We start from the raw sequence: 17,061 nt of genomic DNA on the forward strand, positions 1-17,061 counted from the left end.
AGGTACAATTTTTTTCTATCCTAAAATCATTCCAACTAATGTTGCTGAAAGAAGAGACGCTAAAGTTCCTGCAAGTAAAGCACGCATCCCAAACTCGGAGAGTAACTTCCGTTTCGTGGGGGCTAAAGTACCAATTCCTCCAATTTGGATACCAATAGAAGCAAAGTTTGCGAAGCCACATAGCATATAGGTTGCAATCAAAATTGATTTGGAAGATACAAAGGCTCCTGCTGATTTGAGCGATGCCAAACTTACATAGCCGATAAACTCTGTCATAATCACTTTCTCTCCTAACAATCTTCCTACAAGAGTAATATCTTCGGTGCTAACGCCAATAATCCACATTAGTGGAGCAAAGATATAACCTAAAAGCATTTCTAAAGAAAGTTGATTATACTGTCCTCCAGTCCAATCTGCCACGAAACTATTTAGTGTAGTGATATCTCCAAACCATCCTAAAATATGATTCGCCATTGCTATCAGTGCTACAAAAACGAGCAACATTGCAGCAACATTAGCGGCTAGTTTTAATCCTTCACTAGTTCCGTTAGAGATAGCATCTAATACGTTAGATCCAATTTTGTCTTTAGGAACGTCAACATCGGTATTTATATCTTCTGTTTCAGGAACAAGGATTTTGGATATAATAATAGCACCAGGAGCTGCCATAAAAGAGGCAGCCAATAGATGTTTTGCAAAGAACAAGCGTTGTACAGGATCATCTCCTCCCAAGAATGCAATATATGCAGCCAATACACCACCAGCTAAAGTTGCCATGCCACCTGTCATTACAAGCATGATTTCGGAGCGAGTCATCTTTTCCAAATAGGCTTTTATCATTAATGGAGATTCTGTTTGCCCAAGGAAGATATTTCCTGCTACAGAGAGGCTCTCCGGACCAGAAATACCAAGTAATTTTGTCATCACCCAAGCAAGTCCGTAAACGATTTTTTGGATAATTCCCAAGTAAAAAAGTAATGATGTAAGTGCTGCAAAGAAGATAATGGTAGGTAAAACCTGGAAAGCAAATATAAAGCCCATAGTATCTACATCCATAAATCCTCCGAAAAGAAAGGTGCTACCTTCTTTAGTAAAGTCTAAAATGACAACGAAAAAACTACCAATTGCTTCGAAAAAGCTTTGCACGAATCCTACTTTCAATATACCAATAGCTAGTAGAACTTGAAGTATCAACCCAATACCTACGGTGCGCCATGATATTTTTTTTCTATTTGTACTAAAGAGGAAAGCGATAGCTATCAATGCGATAATTCCTAATAGTCCTCTTAATATTGAGATAAATGAAAATGTAGTTTCTAAAGAAGGAGGTTGGTAAGATAACTCCCAAGTATCTGTATCACTTTGAAGAACCAGGTTTTCCAAATCCAATTGCTTGATGACTAAACTTAGTTCTTTTTGACTGATGGCGAGTTTAAAATCTTTAGGATTTATTTCATGTTGATTACCCTGCTCGTCACTTAGAACAAAATGTTGCTGTCCTTTTTCTGCGACTATGCTCATAGAATCTATGCCTAATACGGTGTCTGCGAGATAGGTCAGTTTTAGTAAGCCTTGAGAATCTCCCCTTTCAATAAATTCCCAGTCTCCATTGATTTCATGTGTTCCAAATAGTCCTCCTGTAGCGGTAAATTTTTGATGCATTTCTTTCTTTACTGCCATACCACCTCCGTCAACGAACTGCAGGTATTTAGACTCGCTTTTTGTGAGATGCAAAACACTTCCATCTAGAGCCGTCCATCTTTTTTGAAGTTGGGTGAAATCATCAATTTCTTCTGCTTTCTTATTGCCACAGGAAATAAGAAGCAGTAAACTGATGGTTATATAAAAGATATTTTTCATAGTACTTAGTCGTTAGATTCCTGTCTTTTTTCTATTTCTTTCTTTAGACGTGCTGCTCGTTCATAATTCTCCTCTTTTACAGCTTCATTCATCATCATTTCTAATTGTTTTTGCGTGTAGTCGCTAAATGATTTCGTGTCGCTGGACGTTGGCTCGTCGTTCTCACCATCCTGCATTTCTTGAGCATGCTCTTCCATGATAAAACTCGCCATCTGCATTACCTCTTCAGCACAGTAGATAGGGGCATCAAAACGAAGAGCAACAGCAACTGCATCAGAGACACGAGCATCTATTTTGAAGACATGCGTGTCTTTTACTAAGCAAATTTCAGCATAAAAGACGCCTGCTACCAATTTCGTAATATCTACTTCTATTACTTCACCTTGTAAAGTTTCAGTGATCACTTTTATTAAGTCATGAGTAAGCGGTCTTGGTGATTCTAAATGCTCCAGATAAATGGCGATAGCTTGTGCTTCGCTCTTTCCAATGATGATTGGCAATCTTCGATCACTGTCTTCTTCTGCTAATATAAGAGCATAGGCTTCAGTTTGACTATGACTATACGTTAATCCTGTTATATTTAATTTTACTCTACCCATACAATGCTATTTTAACTCTGTGTATATAAGAATATCATTCAAAAAGAATGTCCTCTTGAACAACTTAATCTAACATGCACGATGAGTTATTTTACTAAACAAATATAAGTTTTTCCTGAAAGCTTAACCATAAATACTCGAAAATATTTATTTTTATCGTATAAATGCTTTTTAGATTTAACAATAGATAAAATTAATAAACGATGAAAGTAGCGGTAGTAGGAGCCACGGGAATGGTTGGAAGAAAAATATTAACCCTATTAGAAGAGCGTAATTTTCCTGTTGAGGAGTTGCTTCCTGTAGGGAGTAAAAGCTCTGTGGGAAAGCAGGTTCTATTTAAGGATAAAGAATATGTAGTGCTATCTGTAGAGGAAGCAATAGAAGCTGAACCAAACTTAGCGATTTTTTCTGCTGGTGGATCACTTTCATTAAAGGAAGCACCTCGTTTTGTAGCCACAGGGACAACTGTGGTTGATAATTCTTCTGCATGGAGAATGCATGTAACTACTCCTTTGATTATTCCGGAAATTAATGCGAAGGTACTGAAACCTACAGATAAAATAATTGCTAATCCGAATTGTTCTACGATTCAAATGCTGATGGCTCTTGCTCCTATACATAAAGAATACGGAATAAAGCGAATTATTGTTTCAACTTATCAATCAATAACAGGGACTGGCGTTAAAGCTGTGGAACAAATGGAAGCTGAGCGTAGAGGAGAAGATGCAGAGAAAGTCTATCCCTATGAGATTGATAAAAATTGCTTGCCTCATTGTGATGTGTTTTTAGAGAATGATTATACCAAAGAAGAAATGAAACTGGTAGAAGAAACACAAAAGATATTAGATGCTCCTGAAATGCGGATAACTGCTACTGCAGTGCGTGTTCCTGTTGTGGGTGGACACTCTGAGAGTATTAATGTGGAGCTAGAAAAAGCGTTTACCATTGAGGGAATTAGAGAAGTCCTTGGAAGTGCTGATGGGGTGGTGGTGCAAGATGATGTGGCAAACTTGCTATACCCCATGCCTTTACTAGCACATGATAAAGATGAAGTTTTTGTAGGGCGTATTCGCCGAGATACTTCCTGCCACCAAGCATTAAATCTTTGGGTAGTAGCAGACAATATCCGAAAAGGAGCTGCTACCAATGCCGTTCAGATAGCCGAGTACCTTTTGAAGAAGGACTGGTTGTAGTAAGTCAAAAATATTTTCTAACTTTATAAACTGTAATCCCCAAAATATATTGTTATGAAAACAAAAATCTTTTTGATTACAATCTTTGCTTTATGCTTTTCTTTAGGAGTAATAAGCTGTGATGATGATAAAAATGGGAGAGAAGATAAAATATTGTCAGTAAAGGATTTTATAAAATCAAAATCAGGAAAAGCGATTTTCCGTTAAATATAGTTTTGAGTAATAATAAATCAAAGAAAGAATTTGAATTCCAGTATAAAGACGGAACTGATTGGATGAATACTGATTTCTTAATAAACTCTGATAATGATTTTTCAATTTTGGGGTATTCCTAGATATCTCCTATAAGCTCATTTATAAAGAGTATCAATGTTGTTAAATTTTCTATATCTCTGTTTATTTATACTTGACTCAAAACGAACCAAAAACTCACTTTCGTTCAAACAGTTGATGTTTTCGGAACGGTTACATTACACTATTTCTTAACGCTTTATTTTCAAGGTTTCTCTTAAACTACTTGATAATCGTAGCGTGATATGCCTTCTCTCTTCAGCATGTCAGCAAAACAGTTTTAGTCAGTTCGATTTCTATGACAAAAGCAATATTCCCCCTTGTAGAAGAGGGACAGGGAGATTGACTATTATATTTCAATTCCTCTAACTCCATTCGCCAAGGGAGAATTTACTCACTATTGGATAATACTAACGTGGGACTCTTCACTGTGTTCAGAGGACAAAAAACAAGGATAAAATAGGCTGCATGACAAACCATGAAATATAGCCCCGATTGTAGTGGTTATCCTTTTTTGTAAAAAATATAGTGTAAGCGCAAAAAAGATAAAAACGAAAAGCGGGACTTTGATTACAAAATAGGATAACCTACCGCTACGAAAAAAACAGTTACAACTAGAGTTCTGTAACTTAATTTATGTTGAGAAAACACTAATAGAAGATATGCTTGCTATATCGTGAGTGAATTCTAATATTTCTTAGAATTAAAAACATTTGTTGACCAAAGTGCCCAAAGTATTAATAATGGCTGAAAAAACAGACGTATTAGTCTTTTAGTGTCAGTATTAAGAACAAATGCATTTATTTCATTCATATATTGAGATAAGTTTCCGAAGAATACTAACACTAGAAATATAGCCAAAGCTATTCCCACAGCTTTTCGCTTGCGAACAATGAATAGAATTGCCAATCCAAATAATATTTCTACGATTCCTGACGAGACAACCATGAAATCTAGAAATTCAGGATTTTATGGTAGCCACAGAGGAACTAACTTTTGAAATTCTACTCGTTGAGAGGTAAGATGTGCCACTCCTGCGTAAATCATGAAAATAGCGAGGAGAATACGCATTATCCGCTTAAATAACTGCATTACTGTATTCGTTAATTATTTGATTTATTAAATAGGTATTTTAAGGCACCAGTAGACCATAAAGCCCATAAAATTAACACGGGCTGAAAAAACAATCTGACTAATCTTTTAGTATCAGTATCTAAACCAAATGCATCAATACCGTTTGTGTATTGAGAAATGTTTCCAGGGAAAACTAAGACAAAGAATATGGCTAGCGCAATACCAACTTTGATTTTGTGCTTCACTAAGAATATCATAGCTAAACCAAAAAGGATTTCCACGATACCTGAAGATACAACAACAAAATCTATAAATGCAGGGTCAGAGGGTAACCATCTTGGTACCTGTGCTTGAAATTCTTCTCTCTGAAAGGTTAGGTGCCCTATTCCTGCTAAGGTCATAAAACCGCCTAAAATGATTCTTGCAGTGTTTTGAAAAATATTTGTTTTCATATAGCTATAGTTGTTTTGTATGGAATGTAATTCCACAAAAATACAGGCACAGGGTAAATAATTTGTCGTTCAGTTTAAAGATTTAATAAAATAGAAAGCTAAGTCTTTTATACTTTTTTGCTACTATAGCCTTTATCAGTAAGTATTTTATGAACCTTTTCTTTATTGTCTCCTTGTATGATGATTTCGCCGTCTTTAGCATTTCCGCCTACGCCACATTGTCGTTTAAGTTGCTTGGCAAGTTCAGCCAAATCTTCATCAGAACCTACAAAACCTTGAACTAAAGTTACAACTTTCCCTCTACGTTGCTTTCTGTCAAGAACTATTTTTAAGTGTTGCTCTTCGGGGACAAGGGTTGTTTCTTCCTCAAATTCATCTTCTATTTGGAAATTAGGATTGGTCGAATAGACGATATTTCGTTCTTTTTTCTTACTCATCGCTAGTAAGTTTGTTCAATACGAGTTCGATCAATTCCTGTACCTTAGGATGGTAATCAGAATTAGCTTCTTTAAGCACTCTATTAGCAATAATAAGACAACAACAAGCTGCTTGGTGTCCTAAGAGTTTTGAGAGTCCAAAAATTGCAGAACTTTCCATCTCATAGTTCGTAATATGGAAATTTTTATACTCAAAAGATGCTAACTTATCATTCAATTCCGGGTCAGCTGTTTTTAATCTCACTACTCGCCCTTGCGGTCCATAGAATCCATTTGCTGAGACAGTTACGCCTTTCATCATGCTCTCGTCCATTAATTTGTCGAGTAGTTTTGTACTAGCATCGACAATATAGGGTGAGGCTAAATTAGGCATCCAATCCATATGCTTTTTGAATGCTTTTTCAAATTCCAAATCTGCTACCTTATCGCGGTCTGCATAGAAATTTAACATTCCATCAAAACCTATAGATTTTTCAGATAATAAAAATGAATTCACAGGAATATCTGCTCGTAATCCCCCAGAAGTACCAACTCGAACTATGTTAAGTTCTGTGTGTTGTTCTTTCGGTTTTAAGGTTTCAAAATCCATATTCACCAAAGCATCTAACTCTGTGATGACTATATCAATATTGTCAGTGCCGATTCCTGTAGAAACTACACTTAAGCGTTTGCCATTATAGTATCCAGTTTTGGTTACAAACTCACGGCTGCTTACATGGTGTTCTACACTTTCGAAAAAACTTGCTACTAGGTCGACTCTCCCGGGATCACCAACGAGAATCACAGTTTCAGCCAATTGCTCTGGACGTAGGTGAAGATGGAATATACTTCCGTCTTTATTGATAATCAATTCAGAATTTGTTTCCATGAGAGTTGTTTGTTAGCGTATCATTAGCATTGCATCACCGTAAGTACCAAATCGGTATTTTTCTTTGATAGCCACTTGGTAGGCATCCATAATCAATTCATGACCTCCAAAAGCCGTTGCTGTCATCAGCATTGTAGAATAAGGCATGTGGAAGTTGGTAATCATTGCATTAGGAATTACCACATCATAAGGAGGGAATATAAATCGGTTTGTCCATCCTTGAAATGGTTTTAATAAACCTTCAGAAGTTATTGTGCTTTCAAGGGTACGCATAACGGTTGTTCCCACTGCACAAACTTTATGATTGGTTTTTTTTGCTTTATTCACAATCTCACAAGCCTCTTCACTTACAAATATCTTTTCAGAATCTACTTTGTGTTTTGCCAAAGCTTCCACATCTACGCTACGGAAGTTGCCGAGACCTACATGCAAGGTCACAAAAGCTGAGTTAACACCTTTTATCTCCATTCGTTTTAACAGCTCACGGCTAAAGTGTAAACCTGCAGTAGGTGTTGCTACCGCACCTTCATGCTTAGAATAGATTGTTTGATAACGTTCTCGATCTTCCTCATCTGGTTCACGCTTGATGAATATTGGGAGTGGTGTCTCGCCGAGTGAATACAGCGTTTCACGAAACTCCTCATAACTGCCATCATAAAGGAATCGTAACGTGCGCCCTCTTGAGGTTGTATTATCAATAACCTCAGCTACAAGAGCTTCATTTTCACCAAAATACAATTTGTTGCCAATACGGATTTTTCTTGCTGGAGAAACGAGAACATCCCATAATTTCATTTCGTTGTTGAGCTCTCGTAATAAAAAGACCTCAATCTTAGCTCCTGTTTTCTCTTTATTTCCGAATAGTCTTGCAGGAAAAACTTTAGTATCGTTAAAGACAAATACGTCGTCTTCTTCGAAATAGTCTAAAACCTCCTTAAAAACACGATGTTCAATATCACCTGTTTTGGTATTGATAACCATCAAGCGTGATTCATCACGATGCTCTGCTGGACGTTGTGCTATAAGTTTCTCTGGTAAGTTGTATTTAAAATTTGATAATTTCATGTAAGGAAAGTATATTTTATGCGCAAAAATAAGTGAACAAAGTTAGTGATAATTTTTGATTTTTTCAAGACAGCTTTCAATATCACTCGCCTTGGATAAATCGTAGCTTCCTATGCGAGAGCGAATTAATCCGGTAAGATAAGCTCCACTTCCTAATGCTTCGCCAAGGTCTCTCGCGATAGAGCGAATATAAGTTCCTTTCCCGCAAACAATCTTTAGTCGGAGTTCTTGTCCTTCAAATGAGAGGAATTCAATGGATTCTATCTTCACAGGGCGAGATTTCAACTCAAAATCCTGTCCGGCGCGCGCGCAATCATAAGCACGTTTACCTTTTATTCTCAAAGCAGAAAAGTTTGGAGGAATTTGGGAAATCTCACCGACAAATTGCTTCAGTTGTTCTTCGATAAGTTCCTTGGTAATATGTGAAAACGGATAGGTCTTATCCTCAGGCTGTTCGGCATCGTAGCAAGGCGTTGTTGCACCAACTTTCAAAGTCGCAATATATTCTTTATCCAATCCTTGGAAATCTTCAATTCGTTTTGTATATCTTCCGGTACAGACAATGACAACACCTGTAGCTAATGGATCAAGGGTGCCTGCATGTCCTATTTTTATTTTTTTGAACTTTCCTCGAAATTGATGTAGCAAACCAAATTTGAGTTTGTTGACTACTTGAAAAGACGTCCACCCTAAAGGTTTATCAACTACGAAAAATGCTCCTTCTTGAAAATTTTCTTCTTCTTTAAATTCGATCATTTGATTTAAAATAAGGTATATACAACAGCAATAGTTCCAATAATTGCACAGTAAATAGAAAAGTACCAAAGTTTAGCATTCCGAACCAGTGCAACCATCCAACGGCATGCAATAATACCAAAAATAAAAGCACCAATGAAACCTGCACTTAAAGAGGATAGCATTTCATTTGAAAAATGAAGTGTATCAGCATCAAGCAGGTCTTTTGCCATAGCTCCGAAGATAAGAGGAATCACCATAAGAAAAGAGAACATCGCCGTTTTGGAACGGTCATTCCCAAGAATAACGGAAGTAGCAATTGTAGCCCCTGAACGTGACACTCCTGGAAGGATTGCCACAGCTTGTGATAGACCAATGATAAAAGAGTCTATAAAGCCAATATCTTTCTTGGTTTTCTTTGCACGTCCTGCCAGAAGTAACAATAATGCAGTAAGTAACAACATGCAACCTACCAGCAGAATATTGCCGGAGAATAATTTCTCTATGGTATCTTTCATAAAATATCCGACTAAAGCTGCAGGAATCATGGAAACGATGATTTTTAAAGTGAAATCTATAGCCTCATTTTTTCCTTTAACTAATCCGACTAAAATTTCTCCGACTTCTTTGCGAAAAACCACTAGCGTACTCAATGCAGTAGCCGTATGTAAGGTGAGCGTAAAGAGTAGGTTTTGATCACCTTCCAAGTCAAGACCCAGCATCACTTTGAAAAGTTCAATATGTCCACTCGAGGAAACAGGTAAAAACTCGGTAAGTCCTTGAACTATTCCTATAATTAAGGCTTTAAAAATTTCGTACATGGATTATTTTTTGCGAGGTTTTTTGATGATGGCATAAAATACCGTTGCAAAACCAGCTATCACGATAAAAGGGGCTAAGGTTATTCTGCGAAAGCTAAAAATGCTATCATCAAAAACCGCAGGGTCTTGTGAGCCTGAGCCTGTCATCAAACTAAAGCCTAATACTACAACCCCAAATCCTATAGCAATAAGAATATAGTTTTTTGCAGATAGCGGATATCCCTTTTCGTTATTTTCTTTGTCTGTTTGTTTCATTTTACTAACAATTTGAACTACAAATTACGTCAAAATTTTAGAGAGTTTAGACAGAAACGTTAAAAAAGTAAGTTTTTATCCTTGCTTACTACTGATTCTGTTATAAACGAAAAGCTCTTTTACACATAGCAAAAGAGCTTTCTTTTTTTTAAAAGGCAAATAAAACCTATGCAGGAGTTTGCATATGTTTGAGCACAAAATGTCTAAATTCTTTCATAAATTGTACACGCTCCCATGAAGCGGTATCACCTTCTCCTTTGTGATTAAGTTTACCTCTAAAATCCTCAATAGACTTATATTCTTTTTCTTTCATCCACTTTTCAATGAATTCAAGCATTTCTCCGACAACTGTGAAGTTATTTTTGTAAAGTGCTGTTGCTATTTGTACTAAAGGCGCTCCAGCTAATAATAATTTTACAACATCTTCACCAGTATGAATACCAGTAGTTGCAGCCATATCTGCATCAATCTTATCAGACATTAATCCGACCCAACGCATAGGCAGTGCAATTTCATTATTATGACTGAGGACAAATGCAGAATCCAATGTTTCGTCATGAATGTTTATATCTCCGGAGTAGTATCTGTTGAAAACAACAATACCCTTTGCACCTGCTTCTGAGAATCTTTGAATCATGTGTCCCATAGCAGTGAAATAGTGACTAATCTTCACAGTTACCGGGATATTCTTTACTTCAGAAATCACTTGTTTAACGATAGAAATATAAGTGTCCTCAATTTCTTGAGATGTTTTATTGATATCAGATGGTAATGCAAACATATTCAATTCGATAGCATCAGCACCTGCTTTTTCAATTTCTGAAGCCAAGTATGTCCATTTCTGATTGCTTACTGCATTTATACTGGCAATAATAGGAATATCAACCGCTTTTTTACATTCTGAGATTAAACTTAAATACGTACGAATAATATCTTCGTGTTGATCTTCTTCCATATAGTCTAGGGTCTCAGGATAGACAAATGGACGTGCAGTCATTTTCTGCATCAACTCTTCCATCTCAATAAGAATTTCTTCCTCAAAGATAGACTTTAGTACCACTGCACCTACGCCTGCCTCAGCTAGTTTTTTAACTCTTGGCAATGAATCTGTGACACCAGAGCTAGATGCTATGATTGGATTTTTTAATTTTAATCCTGCATATTGTGTTTCTAAATTTGCCATGTATGTATTTTTTTAAGGTTTGTTTTTTATTACTAACAAAGATAAAAATATTTTATGAGTTTTGTAACGATTGCGTGCTTCTTTAGATTATTTTTAGATAACTAGTAATGAGGTTATTTGCCAAACTTTCCTAAAATAGAAGCTATAGTCATATCACCTGTTACATTAACCACTGTTCGGCACATATCTAAAAGTCTGTCAACGCCCAATATGAGAGCGATACCTTCCATAGGTATTCCCGCAGAACTCAAAATTACGGTAAGCATAATAATACTTCCTCCAGGGATTCCCGGTGTTCCAATAGACGATGCCAGTGCGGTGAGGACGATCGCTATTTGGTCTGCTAAAGTCAAATCTATGCCCATCACTTGTGCAATAAATACAGCGGCTATGGCTTGGTAGCAACCAGTTCCATCCATATTTATAGTTACTCCTACAGGCAATACAAACTCCGCAACATTTTCTGGAATGTCCAATTTCTCGGTGGCTTGGGAAAGCGTAAGAGGTAATGTGGCTGCACTTGAACTTGTGGAGAAAGCTGTTAGTTGCACAGGAAGCATATGCCTAAAGAATTGTCTGATATCGACAGTTTTTAAGAGCATAATAAGTGTAGGATAAAATATCAAGATGAGTGCAAGCAGAGAGCCAGCAACGCATAGCACATACCAACCAAGCGCTTTAAATAATGCAATATCTCCTGAAAAATCGATGATTAGGGCTGCTAATAAAGCAAAAGTACCGTAGGGTGCTAACAACATGATGATATCTATTATTTTAATAATGACAGCATCAGTAGCATCTATCACTTTTTTCAGTGGTTTTACTTTTTTCCTCCCAACTAGCACCATGCTAATGCCAAATAAGAATGCAAAGAAGATTACTTGTAGCATTTGCTTATTATCCATTGAGGCTTTAAAAATATTATCAGGAACAAGATCAACTAAAGGTTGCAGTTTAGGCTGTTCTTTCACCTCACTGGCTTGTAGTTTGAGTGTTGCCGCATTGCCCCCGTATTGTTCAAGCAATTCGTTTCGCTGTTGTTGCGGGAAGGTATCGCCTGGTTGGAAAGCATTGGCAACAAATAATCCTAAGCTAATGGATACGATGGTCGTAAGGGTATATAAAAGAATTGTTTTCCCTCCTATGGAAGACAGTTTTGCCATGTCTGACATACTCGTAATCCCTTTGATGAGGGAAAGAAAAACTAAGGGAACGGCGACTAGTTTTAGTGCTTTTATGAAAATGGTTCCCCAGGGTCTTATCCAATCATTTGTGAAGTCAATAAAATTGTATTCAACTGCAATAAGTCCCCAAATAACTCCAAATACCATTCCTAATAGGATTTGTACATACAGAGGTATTTTTAGTTTCCTTTTCATATTGCTAAATGGTTCAGTAGGGCAACAAAATTTTATGTGTTTTCATTATTTAATTTGACTAGTTCTTCTACAAACTTCCGCTCATTAGATAGGCGAGGAACTTTATTTTGTCCTCCTAGTTTGTTGCGTGATGCCATCCAATCATAAAACAATCCATGACGTGCTTTATGAAAAGTAGGATACCTTAAGGTGATATCTTTGTAGCGTTTGGCCGCATAGTCAGAATTAACAGCTTGCAATTCTTTATCTAAGATTTTACAAAATTCATCAAAATCAGTAGGTTCTTGCTCAAACTCTATCACCCATTCGTGAGTTCCCTGCTCATTATTACCCATGAAAACAGGAGCAGCAGTATATTCTTTAACAATCGCTTTTGTAGCATCACATGCCACTTTCAAAGCGTTCTCTGCATTATCAATAATAACTTCTTCGCCAAATGCGTTGATAAATAATTTTGTGCGTCCGGTGATTTTTATTTTATGGGGATATAATGATGTAAATGTGATAGTATCACCAATCATATATCGCCAGAGTCCGGCATTGGTTGTTATGATTATTGCATAATTTTTATCTTTTTCTACTTCCCCGATGGTATAAGTTTTAGGAAGTTCTTTGCCGAGCTCGTCTAATGGCATGAATTCATAGAAAATACCATAGTCTAACATCAAAAGCAGGCTGTCATCCGTCAAGTCATCTTGTATAGCAAAGAATCCTTCAGAAGCATTATAGGTTTCTAAATAAGTCATATTGTCAGAAGGAATCAACTCCTGGTATTGTTTTTTGTAAGGAGTAAAGCTGACACCTCCATGTATAAATAATTCAAGGTTAGGCCATACTTCTAATAGGTTTGAGGCACCCGATTCCTTCAAGATATTTTTGATAAGGACTAAGTTCCACGATGGAACGCCTAAAAAAGAGGTAACGTTGGTTTGCAATGCTACTTTTGTGATTTCAGCAAGTTTCGTTTCCCAATCATCAATTAAAGCCACGTCTGCTTTGGGTGTACGTATAAAATTAGTCCAATAGGGTGCATTTTCAATCAAAATAGCAGATAAATCACCGTAGTAGGAAACATCACTACTCCCATGATAAGTTCCACCTAGAGTAAGTCCTTTGCCCGAAAAGATATTAGATTCAGGTCGCTGGGCAGCAAAGAAGGCAATAATATCTTTTCCACCGCGATAATGGCAATCGTCTAGAGCCTCTCTGCTCACGGGTATAAATTTGCTAACGTCGCTCGTAGTGCCTGATGACTTGGCAAACCATCGTATAGGACTTGGCCACAAAATGTTTTCCTCACCTTTTCGTGTTCTATCTATATCGGCCTTTAGCGTATCATAATTTTGAACTGGAACACGTTCTGCAAAGGTCTTCGCATTATTTATTGAAGAGAAGTCATAGCGCTTACCCCATTCTGTATTTTTGGCTATTTGCAGTAAGTCCTGTAAAGTTTCTGCTTGAACTTCCTCGGGCTTTTGTCTGAATACGTCTATTTTTTCTAATCGTTTGTTGTAAAACAAATTGATTAGTGAATTTAGTAAAGGCATATTTTTAATTTAGAAACTCAAATGTAGCTTTATTTTTTTGAAAATTTTTATTCAGCCTCAGTTTTTTCAGGATAGGCTATGCGAGAATGATAAATATCTGTTAGTTTCTTGATAAATATTTTTTTTGTGAGTTCAATCTCTGCAAAGGTAATTGGTGCATTGTCAAACCTGCCCTCGCTTTTCTGAAAGTCTATGATGTCAGAAACCATCTTAGAAATATTAGTTTCGTTTTTCTTTTTTAGGCTTCGGGTTGCCGCTTCGCAGGCATCAGCCATCATTAGGATTGCTTGCTCTTTCGTAAAAGGATCAGGTCCAGGATAGGAAAAATACGATGGATTCACTTCTTCATCAGGATTTTCTTTGATATATGAGCGGTAAAAATATTCTGTTTTGCCTTTCCCATGGTGCGTAGCGATAAAATCAATCAATTGCGAAGGCAAATTATGTTTTTTTGCCATTTTTATGCCATCTGTCACATGGTTGATGATGATTTGAGCACTTTCTTCATTAGACAGTTTACTGTGCGGACTGATGTCTCCATATTGATTTTCCGTAAAATACATGGGGTTTTCCATTTTCCCAATATCATGATACAGAGCACCGGCTCTTACTAAAAGTGGATTTCCTTCTAGTTTTCGGACTGCTTCTTCTGCCAGATTCGCCATCTGCATAGAGTGCTGGAACGTTCCGGGTGCCACCTGTGATAGTTCGCGGAGGAGTTTATTGTTTGTGTTACTTAACTCTATTAAAGTAACATCAGATAGGAATTTGAATGTTTTCTCGAGCAGATATAATAGAGGATAGGCGACTGTTAAGAATATGGCATTAAGTCCTAAACGAACAAAAATCATCGGATTCAAGGTTTCTATTTTCCCTTCTCCAGTTGTATATATGGCAAGATAAATAATTGTATAGGAACAAAATACGATGAGCGCAGTGCTTAGAAGTTGTGAGCGTCTATCGAGCTGTTTTAAATAAAGCACGGCTATTGTACCCGTAATAAAATGCATTGTGACAAACTCATAGCCTTGGGGTACTATAAAACTGCAAATGAGTATGGTGGCTAAAAACGTGAAAAGTGCGGTTCTGCTATCAATAAAGGTACGGATAATTACCGCAAGCAAGGTATAGGGAATAAGTAAAATTTCAAAGCGCCCAAAATATAATAAGGCTCGAGTAAGTGCTACAGATACGATAATGCTGAGAAGGATAAAGCTAAGTTCCAATGGCTTATCAAGTAATCTTACCCTATAATTTCGTAGAAATAAATATAAGAAAGACAGACAGAGTGCGACAAATAGGAATTGTCCCAAAAGCACATAACCGATATTAGATGTTTTGCCTACTAATTTGGAGTATTGGCTCTTTAGGGATTCTAATATTAGGTAAGTCCGCGGTGTTACAATTTCCCCACGTGAGATAATCAGCTCGTTCGCTTGAACTTCCCCCATATAGGCAGAAATATTATCAACATTATTTAAGGCTTCTGTTTGTTGTTTGTCAAACCTTAAGTTTGGAGCGATATACTTCCTCATTGCAGCCTTTTCTTCTTCGCTAAAAGCTTGCTGATCTATTAAGTTTAGAACAGAGGTTATGGTGCGAACCTCAGATACATCCATCTTTGTGGAAATATGATCTTTGATAATAAATACAGACTCGCTTTTTGTAGCCAGACTATCTAGCGCCAAAATAGGTTGTGCATAAATATTTTTTAAAAAATCTATTTGTTTAGTATGCAATTGGGCATCCTTTTTTGCCTCTATAATTTGTTTTTCTCCTGTAGCTGACTCATAACGATAGTAGGGAACCGATGAGGCTAAGAGTTGCTCTTTCTCACTGGCAATTTGCTCAACTGATTTTCTAACAGGAAATTGGAAAGGAGCATAAAGTGTTTCATACTGCCAAGGCTTTCCGGCTTGATAGCTGTATCGAAAATGCTTAATGTTTGGATACAAAAGCAAAATAATCAATAAGGTCAAGAGAAATAAACTGACAGCCATTCCTCTGCGAAACTTCGTATGGGGTGTATTTCTTCCGTATTTCATTATTCACAAAAATAACGAAATTTAAGTTATGAACTTATTTAAATCTTGATTATAAATATTTGCCACCATACGTATAGTGGCTTTGAATGATAAAATAGGTTCATTCTTTTTGCGGAAACGGTATGTAGAGATTGGATTTTCTATGGGGTTGTTATAGAAAACATTCTTTCCCGAAAGAGTTTGAACTCCTCATTTTTGGCTTAGCATTCTTCTACCTCTCTTTCAAGTTCTTTGCTCGGCATTACCCACCAACAAGCCATCGCGAAGTAGATAGCTATACAAATCCATACTGAAACGAAAGATAGAGGAATAGCAATGAAATAGAAGAATATCGAAAGCTTTTCTTTGCGTCCCTCTCGGTGCAGTTTTCTTAAAGGGAACGATTTATCATGAGATTTTATTAAAGCCCCTTCGAGGATACGGAAAGCAATGGCTGACATAAGTAGCACGCCACCATAAAAAGCAATAGGAATAGGGGCTAGATGATTTTTCCCTACCCATGCAGTAGTAAAGGGAATAAGAGATAACCAAAAGAGCAAGTGTAGATTTGCCCATAATATTTCACCATTGATACGGCGGGTCACTTGCATAATGTGGTGGTGATTGATCCAATAAATACCTACGTAGATATAGCTCAATAGGTAACTTACAAACACTGGCAACACAGGGTATAGGGCTTTCAGGCTCACTTCTTCTGGAGTATCCATGGCGAGAACCATTATCGTAATGATAATTGCCAATACACCGTCACTAAATGCCTCAAGTCTGCCTTTGTTCATTAAGTTGTTTTTTTAATTTGTTTTTCCAACTAAACTTAAAAGAGAATTGACACGACCTCTATTAGAAATAGGTGTCGTGTAAAAACTATCTAAGAGTAAGCATGTTAGTTGTATTTTGAATCCTAAAAAAGACTTTCTTTGAGATTTTATGTCAAGTTATACATTAATACCTCGAAGAATAATTTCTCTCCATTCAGGATGCCTCTTTATATAAGTAGCTACAAAAGTACATAATGGTACCAATCGTAAATTTTGTTTTTTAATATCGATAAGTGCTTTCTCAACAAGCTGTGTCCCAATTCCTCTGCCTTCAAGTGCTGAAGGAACTTCGGTATGCGTCAAATATATCTCGTCATTCTTGGATTTAATATATTCTATCCTTGGGGTGTAGCCATCAATATGAAATTCATACTGTTTCTTCTCTTTATTATCGATAAGTTCAAGATCAGTTTCCATCATCATCCTTTTTTAACTTATT

Annotated in this window: 17 protein-coding genes; 2 read left to right on the forward strand and 15 right to left on the reverse strand. The window is 36.7% G+C overall.

Going from position 1 to position 17,061, the window contains the following annotated elements:
* Positions 1–15: 15 nt before the first annotated feature.
* Together C7377_RS02345 and C7377_RS02350 are read right to left on the reverse strand one after the other, a co-directional pair.
* On the reverse strand, positions 16–1,860 hold the full coding sequence (locus C7377_RS02345) for a NupC/NupG family nucleoside CNT transporter (protein ID WP_243408288.1): 1,845 nt from the start codon (positions 1,858–1,860) through the stop codon (positions 16–18).
* A gap of 5 nt (positions 1,861–1,865) precedes the next feature.
* The gene (locus C7377_RS02350; protein WP_116496207.1) at positions 1,866–2,459 is read right to left on the reverse strand and encodes a bifunctional nuclease family protein; all 594 of its coding nucleotides are present in this window, start codon (positions 2,457–2,459) and stop codon (positions 1,866–1,868) included.
* A gap of 203 nt (positions 2,460–2,662) precedes the next feature.
* Between C7377_RS02350 and C7377_RS02355 the strand changes: the two genes are divergently transcribed.
* Positions 2,663–3,652 carry an aspartate-semialdehyde dehydrogenase gene (locus C7377_RS02355; protein WP_116495723.1) on the forward strand — a complete coding sequence of 330 codons (990 nt, stop codon included), beginning with the start codon at positions 2,663–2,665 and terminating at the stop codon, positions 3,650–3,652.
* A 54-nt stretch (positions 3,653–3,706) separates the two neighbouring features.
* A complete protein-coding gene (locus C7377_RS09355) occupies positions 3,707–3,859 on the forward strand; it encodes a hypothetical protein (RefSeq protein WP_165806832.1) in 153 nt (50 codons plus the stop codon).
* Positions 3,860–5,046: 1,187 nt separating this feature from the next.
* On the opposite strand, the gene C7377_RS02365 is transcribed toward C7377_RS09355, so the two are convergent.
* The 13 genes from C7377_RS02365 to C7377_RS02425 all read right to left on the reverse strand — a co-directional run bounded on the left by C7377_RS02365 (position 5,047) and on the right by C7377_RS02425 (position 17,039).
* Positions 5,047–5,469: a DoxX family protein gene (locus C7377_RS02365; protein WP_116495724.1), complete on the reverse strand. Its 423-nt coding sequence runs from the start codon at positions 5,467–5,469 to the stop codon at positions 5,047–5,049.
* 107 nt (positions 5,470–5,576) lie between these two features.
* Positions 5,577–5,906 (reverse strand): translation initiation factor, encoded by a 330-nt coding sequence (locus C7377_RS02370; protein WP_116495725.1) that lies wholly within the window; start codon positions 5,904–5,906, stop codon positions 5,577–5,579.
* The gene (locus tag C7377_RS02375; RefSeq protein WP_116495726.1) at positions 5,899–6,774 is read right to left on the reverse strand and encodes a nucleoside phosphorylase; all 876 of its coding nucleotides are present in this window, start codon (positions 6,772–6,774) and stop codon (positions 5,899–5,901) included. Before C7377_RS02375 ends, C7377_RS02370 begins: the two co-directional genes overlap by 8 nt.
* A gap of 12 nt (positions 6,775–6,786) precedes the next feature.
* Positions 6,787–7,839 (reverse strand): tRNA preQ1(34) S-adenosylmethionine ribosyltransferase-isomerase QueA, encoded by a 1,053-nt coding sequence (gene queA / locus C7377_RS02380; protein ID WP_116495727.1) that lies wholly within the window; start codon positions 7,837–7,839, stop codon positions 6,787–6,789.
* 42 nt (positions 7,840–7,881) lie between these two features.
* Complete coding sequence (truB, locus tag C7377_RS02385; protein ID WP_116495728.1) at positions 7,882–8,595, reverse strand: tRNA pseudouridine(55) synthase TruB; 714 nt, start codon at positions 8,593–8,595, stop codon at positions 7,882–7,884.
* Between the two features lie 5 nt (positions 8,596–8,600).
* Positions 8,601–9,395 (reverse strand): undecaprenyl-diphosphate phosphatase, encoded by a 795-nt coding sequence (locus C7377_RS02390; RefSeq protein ID WP_116495729.1) that lies wholly within the window; start codon positions 9,393–9,395, stop codon positions 8,601–8,603.
* Between the two features lie 3 nt (positions 9,396–9,398).
* Complete coding sequence (locus C7377_RS02395; RefSeq protein WP_116495730.1) at positions 9,399–9,650, reverse strand: DUF3098 domain-containing protein; 252 nt, start codon at positions 9,648–9,650, stop codon at positions 9,399–9,401.
* Positions 9,651–9,816: 166 nt separating this feature from the next.
* Entirely contained in the window at positions 9,817–10,833 is a 1,017-nt protein-coding gene (locus tag C7377_RS02400) for a dihydroorotate dehydrogenase-like protein (protein WP_116495731.1), read from the reverse strand.
* Positions 10,834–10,946: 113 nt separating this feature from the next.
* Entirely contained in the window at positions 10,947–12,212 is a 1,266-nt protein-coding gene (locus C7377_RS02405; protein ID WP_116495732.1) for a dicarboxylate/amino acid:cation symporter, read from the reverse strand.
* Between the two features lie 32 nt (positions 12,213–12,244).
* Positions 12,245–13,759 carry a GH3 auxin-responsive promoter family protein gene (locus tag C7377_RS02410; RefSeq protein WP_116495733.1) on the reverse strand — a complete coding sequence of 505 codons (1,515 nt, stop codon included), beginning with the start codon at positions 13,757–13,759 and terminating at the stop codon, positions 12,245–12,247.
* A 47-nt stretch (positions 13,760–13,806) separates the two neighbouring features.
* The gene (locus C7377_RS02415) at positions 13,807–15,804 is read right to left on the reverse strand and encodes an HD family phosphohydrolase (protein ID WP_116495734.1); all 1,998 of its coding nucleotides are present in this window, start codon (positions 15,802–15,804) and stop codon (positions 13,807–13,809) included.
* A gap of 200 nt (positions 15,805–16,004) precedes the next feature.
* Positions 16,005–16,583 carry a TMEM175 family protein gene (locus tag C7377_RS02420; RefSeq protein WP_116495735.1) on the reverse strand — a complete coding sequence of 193 codons (579 nt, stop codon included), beginning with the start codon at positions 16,581–16,583 and terminating at the stop codon, positions 16,005–16,007.
* Positions 16,584–16,739: 156 nt separating this feature from the next.
* Positions 16,740–17,039, reverse strand: coding sequence for a GNAT family N-acetyltransferase (locus C7377_RS02425; RefSeq protein WP_116496208.1), 300 nt, complete (start codon positions 17,037–17,039; stop codon positions 16,740–16,742).
* Between the last annotated feature and the right edge of the window lie 22 nt (positions 17,040–17,061).

This window comes from Balneicella halophila, assembly GCF_003096835.1.
Classification (GTDB): Bacteria; Bacteroidota; Bacteroidia; order Bacteroidales; family Balneicellaceae; genus Balneicella; species Balneicella halophila.